This window comes from Stenotrophomonas sp. GD04054, from assembly GCF_029836955.1.
Taxonomy (GTDB): Bacteria; Pseudomonadota; Gammaproteobacteria; order Xanthomonadales; family Xanthomonadaceae; genus Stenotrophomonas; species Stenotrophomonas maltophilia_A.
Window position 1 is genome coordinate 25,041 of sequence record NZ_JAOECR010000051.1, and the last position, 6,777, is coordinate 31,817.

At 67.0% G+C, this 6,777-nt stretch carries 7 protein-coding genes; 4 read left to right on the top strand and 3 right to left on the bottom strand.

Annotation, left to right across the window (positions count from 1 at the left end; translation table 11 throughout):
• Position 1 precedes the first annotated feature (1 nt).
• Positions 2–1,024: a M23 family metallopeptidase gene (locus tag N7573_RS18525; RefSeq protein WP_279913571.1), complete on the top strand. Its 1,023-nt coding sequence runs from the start codon at positions 2–4 to the stop codon at positions 1,022–1,024.
• Between the two features lie 378 nt (positions 1,025–1,402).
• On the top strand, positions 1,403–3,142 hold the full coding sequence (locus tag N7573_RS18530; RefSeq protein ID WP_004144921.1) for a S8 family peptidase: 1,740 nt from the start codon (positions 1,403–1,405) through the stop codon (positions 3,140–3,142).
• A 120-nt stretch (positions 3,143–3,262) separates the two neighbouring features.
• On the opposite strand, the gene N7573_RS18535 is transcribed toward N7573_RS18530, so the two are convergent.
• From N7573_RS18535 to wrbA, 3 genes are all read right to left on the bottom strand, one after another.
• A complete protein-coding gene (locus N7573_RS18535; protein WP_041864473.1) occupies positions 3,263–3,748 on the bottom strand; it encodes an asparaginase domain-containing protein in 486 nt (161 codons plus the stop codon).
• Between the two features lie 79 nt (positions 3,749–3,827).
• Positions 3,828–4,163, bottom strand: a complete 336-nt coding sequence (locus tag N7573_RS18540; protein ID WP_279913570.1) for a DUF2069 domain-containing protein — start codon at positions 4,161–4,163, stop codon at positions 3,828–3,830.
• The gene (wrbA, locus tag N7573_RS18545) at positions 4,160–4,753 is read right to left on the bottom strand and encodes an NAD(P)H:quinone oxidoreductase (protein ID WP_012510135.1); all 594 of its coding nucleotides are present in this window, start codon (positions 4,751–4,753) and stop codon (positions 4,160–4,162) included. Before wrbA ends, N7573_RS18540 begins: the two co-directional genes overlap by 4 nt.
• A gap of 77 nt (positions 4,754–4,830) precedes the next feature.
• On the opposite strand from wrbA, the gene N7573_RS18550 reads away from it, so the two are divergent.
• Entirely contained in the window at positions 4,831–6,105 is a 1,275-nt protein-coding gene (locus N7573_RS18550; RefSeq protein ID WP_032130426.1) for a YihY family inner membrane protein, read from the top strand.
• A complete protein-coding gene (locus N7573_RS18555) occupies positions 6,102–6,671 on the top strand; it encodes a TlpA disulfide reductase family protein (protein ID WP_121504922.1) in 570 nt (189 codons plus the stop codon). Before N7573_RS18550 ends, N7573_RS18555 begins: the two co-directional genes overlap by 4 nt.
• Positions 6,672–6,777 lie beyond the last annotated feature (106 nt).

Here is a 6,777-nt window from a genome sequence, read left to right on the forward strand (position 1 = left end):
CATGACATTGCTCCCGCGCCTGTTTGCAGTTCTGGTTGTTTCCTTCTCTGCCCTCATCGGCGCGGCTGCGGCTGCAGATCCGCGCCAACAGGGAGCTGCGCTGACCACGCAGTTCTACGAAGGGCACATCGACGCACTGTGGGAACGGATGACGCCGCAGATGCAGGCGGGGCTGCAGTCCCCGCAGAACCTGGTGGCGCTGCGCGAGCAGGTGCTGGCGGGCTGGGGCGCAGAAACCGAGCTGGTCAGTGAGAAGGTCGAGAAGGTTGATGGATTCGACACCTATCTGCGGCAGGCGCGTTTCGCCAGGAGCCCGGCCATCATCCAGGTGCTGTGGGCCATCGATGCCGACGGGCGGATTGGCGGCTTCTACATCCGCCCGCTACAGACCACGCCGCCGCAGGCCGGAGCGAGCGGGTTCCTCGACTACCAGACCCGCACACGGCTGCAACTGCCGTTCAACGATGAATATTTCGTGTTCTGGGGCGGGCGTAGCGTCGAACAGAACTACCATGCGGCGCATGCCGGCCAGCGCTTCGCGCTGGATCTGCTGGTGGTCCGCGATGGCCGATCGCACCGTGGCGATGGCCTGCGCAACGATGACTACTACTGCTTCGGTCGCCCGGTCCTCGCGCCGGCCGACGGCACGGTGGTGGACGTGATCGAGGATGTGGCCGACAACGTGCCGGGTCAGATGAATGCCGCTCAGCTCACCGGCAACCGCGTCATTCTCGATCACGGCAATGAGGAGTACTCGGTGCTGGCGCACCTGCGCCAGGGCAGTGTGCGGGTCGCGCAGGGACAGGCTGTCCGCAGCGGCGCGCACCTCGGTGACTGCGGCAACAGCGGCAATTCCTCCGAGCCGCACCTGCACTACCAACTGCAGGCAGGGCCTGTGTTCGGTGTCGGCGAAGCGTTGCCGGCACAGTTCTCCGATTACGTGGCCGATGGCCAGCCGGTTGCACGCGGCGAGCCGGTCAAAGGTCAGCGGATCCGGCCGGCGGGCGTTCCGCGGGCCAAGTAGTCAGCGCGTCCGACGAGGGCGGCAGCGACACCGCCTGGATGCTGCGCGGTCGTTGCTGGGGGCAGTGGACGCCGATGTCGGCAAAGTCATCGCAGGACATGTGATGACCCAGTCAGGTGCGTGCAGGGCAGGAGAAAGTTCCTTCACCTTCACAAACCCTCGACCCGAAAAGTCTCAGAACGAACATTTCATCTTGCTGAAAAGACGCTGAAAATCTTGTGGTGTCCGGTTTTGGTCATTAGCGTCATCTGCACGGCGGATCGTTAGGGGGATCCGCTGGCTCGCCGGACTTCGAACCTCGCCAACGCAAGCCAGCCCAGGGTTCGGGCCGGTGCTTCTGCCGATTCCGGCATTCACACCACAAGAAAGGGAAATACGATGTCCCAGGTAACGCAACCGCGTGTGCGTCGAGTGTGGGTGGTCCTTGGTGCGTCCGTTCTGTCATCGCTGCTGCTGGCCACGCCTGCGCTGGCCGGTGATGTCCAGCTCAGCGGCCTGCAGTCCGCACAGACCCACCAGCGTTTCATCGTGAAGTACCGCGACGGCAGCGCGCCGGTGGCCAACACCACCGCACTGGCCTCTTCGCTGAAGAGTGCCGCCGCCGGCCTGGCCAGCAGCCAGGGCCGCGCGCTGGGCCTGCAGCAGGTCCGCAAGCTGGCCGTCGGCCCGACCCTGGTCAAGACCGATCGTCCGCTCGACCAGGCCGAATCCGAGCAGCTGATGCGCAAGCTGGCCGCCGACCCGAACGTGGAATACGTTGAAGTCGACCAGATCATGCGTGCCACGCTGACCCCGAACGACACCCGCTTCAGCGAGCAATGGGGCTTCGGCACCTCCAATGCCGGCATCAACATCCGGCCGGCCTGGGACAAGGCCACCGGCACCGGTGTGGTCGTGGCGGTGATCGACACCGGCATCACCAACCACGCCGACCTCAATGCCAACATCCTGCCGGGCTACGACTTCATCAGTGATGCGGCGATGGCGCGCGACGGCAACGGCCGCGACAACAACCCGAACGATGAGGGCGACTGGTACGGCGACAACGAGTGCCAGGCGGGCTACCCGGGTTCGAACTCCAGCTGGCACGGTACCCACGTGGCCGGCACGGTAGCGGCGGTGACCAACAACAGCACCGGCGTGGCAGGTACTGCGTTCAACGCCAAGGTCGTGCCGGTGCGCGTGCTCGGCAAGTGCGGCGGTTACACCTCCGACATTGCCGACGCGATCGTGTGGGCGTCCGGCGGCAGCGTCAGCGGCGTGCCGGCCAATGCCAATCCGGCCGAGGTCATCAACCTCTCGCTGGGCGGCGGCGGCAGCTGCTCGACCACCTACCAGAACGCGATCAATGGCGCTGTCGGGCGTGGCACCACCGTGGTGGTCGCTGCCGGCAACAGCAACACCAACGTGTCCTCGTCGGTGCCGGCCAACTGCCCGAACGTGATCGCAGTGGCGGCCACCACCTCGGCCGGTGCGCGTGCCAGCTTCTCCAACTATGGCAACGGCATCGACATCTCGGCACCGGGCCAGGGCATCCTGTCCACCCTCAACAGCGGCACCACCACCCCGGGCAGTGCCAGCTACGCTTCGTACAACGGCACCTCGATGGCGGCACCGCACGTGGCCGGCGTGGTCGCGCTGATGCAGTCCGTAGCCCCGAGCCCGCTGAGCCCGGCGCAGGTGGAGAGCATCATCAAGAGCACTGCACGTCCGCTGCCGGGCGCCTGCTCGGGCGGCTGCGGCGCCGGCATCATCGACGCCGACGCGGCCGTGGCTGCGGCGATCAACGGTGGCGGCCCGAACCCGGGTGGCAACGTCCTGCAGAACAACGTTCCGGTCACCGGCCTCGGCGCTGCCAGCGGCGCTTCGCTGAGTTACACCGTGAACGTTCCGGCCGGCAGCACCCAGCTGCGCGTGGCGATCAGTGGCGGCAGCGGTGATGCCGACCTGTACGTGCGCCAGGGCAGTGCCCCGACCGATACCGCCTACACCTGCCGCCCGTACCTGAGCGGCAACAGCGAGACCTGCACCATCAACAGTCCGGCTGCCGGCACGTGGTATGTGCGGGTGAAGGCCTACAGCACCTTCTCGGGCCTGACTCTCAACGCCCAGTACTGAGCCCAAGCCCCTCTCCATGGGCACGCCCCGGCTCCGGCCGGGGCGTTTTTGCATGGGGACGCGCGGTGATACGAGCCGCCGCGTCGTGGTAGGTGCCGACCTTGGTCGGCACGCTGTTCCTCAGACCGATTCGAAGCGGTTCGCGGCCACGTTCTTGCGCACGTGCTGCGGGTCGAAAATCCGCCCGTTCATCGCGATGTACACGCCGCTCGGCAGCGACTGCACCGCACCGATCGCACAGCCGATGTTGAACTCCGCATCCGAACCGCGGAAACGCGCCGGGCTCAGCGCGCCGGTCATCACGATGGTCTTTTCCGGGATCGTCGCCAGCACCTGGCCGGTCTGCACCATCGAATCGGTGCCGTGGGTCACCAGCACGTGGCGGGTCGGCTGCGCGGCGATGGTGGCGCGGATCAACTCGCGGTCCTCATCGTTGATGTGCAGCGAATCCTTGCGCAGGATCGGAATCACGTTGAAGCGGAACGTCACGCCCAGCTCGCGCAGGATCATGCCGATCTGGGGGTCGCCGATCTGGTAGTCCGACTTGTCGTCGAAGTAGATCTTGTCGATCGTGCCACCGGTGGTGACGACCAGGAGCTCTTCCATCATGTGCATGCGCGAAACCAGGACAGGTGCAGCGGCGCGGGGCCAGGAACACAGATGATACGGCCCGGCGGGCGCAGCGTCAGCGTCGCTTGCCGAAGCGGGCGCGCAGCCCGGGGAGGCTGGCGCTGAAGATCACCAGCAGGGCCAGCGCGATCTCGATCAGCGCCAGCCAGCGTGTTTCCGGGTGGCTCCAGGCACTCATCACCCCGTGGCTGAACCAGCCCAGGGCCAGCACCGAGGCCCAGAAACCAGCCTTGCGCCAGCCCAGTCGCAGGGCAACGGCCAACGCCAGCGGCGGCACGGTGAACACCAGCTGGGTGGCCAGCCAGTGCTTGTCATTGATGAACCAGCCGGCGAACAGCGCGGCCAGCCCCATCAGGGCCAGCAGCAGGACCGTGCGCGGCGCCGCGCTCATCGGGCCAACCGCTGTGCGATGTCGGCCACCCGGCGGCCCAGCGCGCGCGCCAGCACGGCTTCATCGTCGGTCGGCTGCGGGTCGTCGGCGGCGCCGGCGACGTGGCTGGCGCCATACGGCGTGCCGCCACTGGTGGTGTGGCTCAGCGCCGGCTCGGTGAACGGGATGCCGACGATCACGCAGCCATGGTGCAGCAGCGGCACCTGCATCGACAGCAGGGTCGATTCCTGGCCGCCATGCATCGAGGCGGTGGAGGTGAACACGCCGGCCGGCTTGCCGGAGAGGGTGCCGTTGACCCATTCGGCGCCGAGCCCGTCCAGGAAGTGCTTGACCGGCGCCGCCATGTTGCCGAAGCGGGTCGGGCTGCCGAGCAGCAGGCCCTGGCATTCGACCAGGTCCTGCACGCTCACGTAGGGGGCACCATCGTCGGGTACCGGCGGCTGTGCGGTCTGGGTCACGGCGGCCACCGGCGGCACTGTGCGCAGGCGCGCGGTCATGCCCGGCACTTCGCCGATGCCCCGCGCGATCTGGCGCGCCAGCCGTGCCACTGAACCGCCCCGGCTGTAGTACAGCACCAGAATCTCGCCCATCGTGCCCGCTTCTCCTCGTCGTGTGGCCACCAGTATGGCTATCCTGCGAGCATTCCGCATCGGGTACCCTTTCGCCGATGGAACCTTTGGATACGCTCAACCTGTGGATGGAGCGCGCGCGGGATCGCGCACGGGCCATCAGTTTCGGCCGCTTCCTGTGGCATCGCTTCCTCGACGACCGCCTGTTCCAGGCAGCGGCGGCACTGGCGTACACCACGGTGTTCGCGCTGGTGCCGCTGGCCATCGTGGTGTTCGGCGTGCTCTCGGCCTTCCCTGTCTTCGACCGCTGGAGTGACCAGCTCAGCGATTACGTCTTCTCCAACTTCGTGCCCAACGCCGCGCGTGCGGCCGAAGGCTACCTGCGGCAGTTCTCGGCCAGTGCCGGGCAGCTCACCGCGGCCGGCTTCATCGCGCTGGTGGTGTCGCTGCTGATCACCCTCAACAGCGTTGAAGAGACCTTCAACCAGATCTGGCGGGTCGGCTCGACCCGGCCCAAGCTGACCCGCTTCCTGGTCTACTGGACCGTGCTGACTCTGGGCGCAATGCTCGCTGCCGCTTCGCTGGCGGTGTCGGCGCGGGTGTTCGCGATGCCACTGTTCGGCACCCAGGAGGGCCGCTGGCTGGCCGAGTTCGCGCTGCGGCTGGCGCCGATCCTGATCGAGTTCGTCTGTATAACGCTGATGTTCCGGGTGGTGCCGCACCACACCGTGAAATGGCGGCACGCGGTGCCCGGCGCGATTCTCGCGGCGGTCATCCTGGAACTGGTGAAATGGGGCATCGGCGCCTACCTGGGCAGCTTCCAGTCCTACCAGAAGCTCTACGGCACGGTCGCCTTCGTGCCGATCCTGCTGCTGTGGATCTACCTGTGCTGGGTGGCGGTGCTGCTGGGCGCGTCGCTGTCCTCGTCGATGGCCGCCTTCCGCTACCAGCCGGTGGAACTGCGCCTGCCGCAGGGCTACGAGTTCTATGGCCTGCTGCGCCTGCTCGGCCGCTTCCACCATGCCCGAGCCAAGGGCAAGGGCCTGGCCGATGATGAAATCCTGCGGCTGGAGCCGATGCTGACCGATTCGCTGCTGCAGGACCTGGCCTGCAACCTGCAGGAGATCGGCCTGCTGCGCCGCGATGAACGTGGCGAATGGCTGCTCTCGCGCGACCTGGACCAGGTCAGCCTGGCCGATCTGTACGAATGTACCCAGTTGCGCATTCCGGTAGCCGAGCAGCATCTGCCATACCGCGACGACACTCTGGGCCGTGCTGCGCTGGCGGCACTGGACGATCTGCGGCTGCCCCTGCGCGAACGCCTCAAGCGCAAGGTCAGCGATATCTACACCGATTCCGGAGACATGCCATGACCCGCAAGACCCCGTTGCTGCTCCCGCTGGCCCTGTTGCTGGCGCTGTCGGCCTGCAAACCGGCCCAGGAGCCGACCCCCGCCAGCAGCCAGCCGCCAGCACAGGCACCGACGCCGACCACACCGGCACCGGTCGAAGAGACCCCGGCCGAGCGCACCACTGCCGAGTTCCCGACGCTGAGGATGAAGGCGGTGGATGGCAGCGACTACGACCTGGCCGCGCACCGCGGCAAGTGGGTGATCGTGAATTTCTGGGCGACCTGGTGTGCCCCGTGCCGCAAGGAGATGCCGGAGCTGTCGGCGCTGCATGCGATGCGCAGCAACATCGAGGTGGTTGGCCTGGCCTATGAGGATATCGAGGTGCCGGAGATGCAGTCGTTCCTGACCAAGCACCCGGTGACCTATCCGATAGTGATCGTGGACCCGTTCGATCCGCCGGCGGACTTCGCCACGCCGCGAGGCCTGCCGTTGACGCATCTGCTGGATCCGCAGGGCAAGCTGGCGCACACCTTCCTTGGCCCGGTGACGGCCGCCGACATCGAAAAGCAGATCGCCAGCGCAAAGTAGTGGGTTGGTCGGCAGGGCCTGCGGCCCTGCACCCGTGGAGGCCAGAGCAACAGCAACGGCAACAGCCGAAGCAAAGGCGGGTCTCCTGAGGGATGGCGGGGTGGGG

What these genes read in the sequence shown, in the direction of transcription:
- N7573_RS18525 (WP_279913571.1), top strand. Translation starts at nt 2, where the DNA reads ATGACATTGCTCCCGCGCCTGTTTGCAGTTCTGGTTGTTTCCTTCTCT.
- N7573_RS18530 (WP_004144921.1), top strand. Translation starts at nt 1,403, where the DNA reads ATGTCCCAGGTAACGCAACCGCGTGTGCGTCGAGTGTGGGTGGTCCTT.
- N7573_RS18535 (WP_041864473.1), bottom strand. Translation starts at nt 3,748, where the DNA reads ATGGAAGAGCTCCTGGTCGTCACCACCGGTGGCACGATCGACAAGATC.
- N7573_RS18540 (WP_279913570.1), bottom strand. Translation starts at nt 4,163, where the DNA reads ATGAGCGCGGCGCCGCGCACGGTCCTGCTGCTGGCCCTGATGGGGCTG.
- wrbA (WP_012510135.1), bottom strand. Translation starts at nt 4,753, where the DNA reads ATGGGCGAGATTCTGGTGCTGTACTACAGCCGGGGCGGTTCAGTGGCA.
- N7573_RS18550 (WP_032130426.1), top strand. Translation starts at nt 4,831, where the DNA reads ATGGAACCTTTGGATACGCTCAACCTGTGGATGGAGCGCGCGCGGGAT.
- N7573_RS18555 (WP_121504922.1), top strand. Translation starts at nt 6,102, where the DNA reads ATGACCCGCAAGACCCCGTTGCTGCTCCCGCTGGCCCTGTTGCTGGCG.